1 protein-coding gene and 1 pseudogene are annotated in these 2,090 nt (G+C 58.6%); both read left to right on the plus strand.

Annotated elements, in window-relative coordinates; all coding sequences use genetic code 11:
- A pseudogene (locus QN224_RS33410) lies at positions 1-211 on the plus strand (ISNCY family transposase); the annotation flags it as partial.
- Positions 212-560: 349 nt separating this feature from the next.
- Positions 561-1,679 (plus strand): IS110 family transposase, encoded by a 1,119-nt coding sequence (locus QN224_RS33415; RefSeq protein WP_283980152.1) that lies wholly within the window; start codon positions 561-563, stop codon positions 1,677-1,679.
- Positions 1,680-2,090 lie beyond the last annotated feature (411 nt).

Raw genomic sequence — 2,090 nt, forward strand, 5'->3', positions numbered from 1 at the left:
GATGCAGGCCGGGCGAGAGCAACAGCGCAGCAACGGCGGACCGCGCCGCACCGGCCAGACGGACCATATGTTCGGCATTCGCGATGGCAGCCAGAGCAATGGCTATCAGAAGCGTGGCCGCAAGCCGGGTCCAAGGACGGATTTCACCAACGATCCTGTCGTCATCGCCCGGCGGCAGCAAGCCCTTGCGCGGCTGAAAGCGGCGGAGTGATCGGGCGAGCGGGCTGTCAAAGCTAAAGTTTATTTTGCAGCTGGAGCCATCCGCCGCCGACCGGCCTGCGCAACCCTGACCAGCTTCAGCCGGTCGGCGGCTTGCGTTTGCGTACTGTGCAAATATGTTCACTTGCGAGCGCAGTAATAACGAGTATGATGATGTCGCGTTTCTAAGTTGACTACTTTGTCTCTTCTTTAAATAGCTTTGACAAAACATGTAGCGGCATTTTAGAGATGCGACATATGAGCCAGTTCGTGGGCGGTGGCCCGCCCCCGCGGTAAACTAAATTCGGGGGTTGCTCTGGATAGAGCCAAAGCCGAGCCCCATAGTTTAACGAGGGCGAACCATGACAAAAGATAGCGTAATTTTCATCGGCTTGGATACGTCCAAGTTGAAGATTTCAGTGGCCGTTGCCGAAGGAGAACGCAACGGCGAGATTCGGTTTTTCGGCGACATCTCTTCCGAGCCGGCGTCTGTGGCATCGCTGGTCAACAAGCTTTCGAAGCGCGGAGCCACGCTTCACTTTTGCTATGAGGCGGGTCCCACCGGCTACGGCCTTTACCGTCAAATTGTCGAGCTGGGGCATGACTGCGTGGTGGTGGCGCCGTCTCTGGTGCCCAAGCGAGCGGGCGACCGGGTGAAGACGAACCGGCGGGATGCCGTAAGCCTGGCGCGCCTGCACCGCGCGGGCGAGCTGACCGCGGTCTGGATTCCGGATGAAGCTCATGAGGCGATCCGCGACCTGGTGCGCGCTCGCGAGGCGGCCAGCGATGCGCTGAAACAGGCGCGCCAGCAACTTCAGTCTTTCTTGTTGCGTCATGGCCGGATCTATACCGGCCGCAAACCATGGACGCGCGCCCATACAAGATGGCTGACGTGCCAAGCCTTCGATCATCCCGCCCACCACATCCTGTTGGCGGAATATTGCCAGGCCATCGAGGATGCAGGCGTGCGTCTGGGCCGGCTGACCGAGCTGGTGGTGGAGACCGCAACATCCTGGTCGATGGCCCCAGTTGTGGCCGCCTACCAAGCAATGCGCGGTGTTGCATTCATGACCGCGGTCACCTTCGTGGTCGAAATCGGCGACGTCAGGCGCTTTGATAATCCCCGTCAGTTGATGGCGTATCTTGGTCTTGTGCCGTCGGAAAGCTCGACGGGCGAACGGGTCAAGCGTGGTGGGATCACCAAGGCAGGCAACACAAGGGCGCGTCGGGTCCTTATCGAAGGCGCCTGGACATATCGCTTCCCTGCACGTGTAAGCCCGACGATCCAAGCGCGGCTGGAGGGATTACCAAGGAGCGTTCGAGAAATTGCCTGGAAAGGCCAGGTGCGACTCTGCGCGCGCTATCGCAAGCTGATGGCAGCAGGCAAGCCGAAGGTCGTCGCGGTCACCGCCATTGCCCGGGAGATGGCAGCTTTTCTTTGGGCGATTGGACAGGAGGTCGCTCCCACAGCAAAAATCTAAAGCCTATCGTCGGTGCAGCGCGACAAACCAGTCGAGAAGCAAACCATCTGCTGTTGAACAAAGATGGAGGCAGGGTTCCGGTGGGGAACCCTCGCCATCTCTATGTGGCGGATAAAATCCATGCCCGACGTTAGATAGAGGCAGCCCCAGACGAACATACGGAAATGCGGTACCCAGCCCGCGCATAAGAGTATGCCAGCCGTCGTCAAAACGCCCTGTCTCCTCCTTTGTTCAACAGCTTCACCCATGTGCTTTCGTCATCAAAGCCGGAAGGAAAAAAGCACGACTAAAGAGCTTGCATACGAACATAAGAGAGATGCGACAGTCGTCGCCTCTTGGGATGCTGGTCAAACGTCAACGTTTGGAAGGAAGACTGGCGACGTGAAGCGTGGTTGAGACCATGAGTGTTCG

It is taken from the genome of Sinorhizobium sp. 7-81 (genome assembly GCF_030124405.1).
GTDB lineage: Bacteria > Pseudomonadota > Alphaproteobacteria > Rhizobiales > Rhizobiaceae > Sinorhizobium > Sinorhizobium psoraleae.

What these genes read in the sequence shown, in the direction of transcription:
- QN224_RS33415 (WP_283980152.1), top strand. Translation starts at nt 561, where the DNA reads ATGACAAAAGATAGCGTAATTTTCATCGGCTTGGATACGTCCAAGTTG.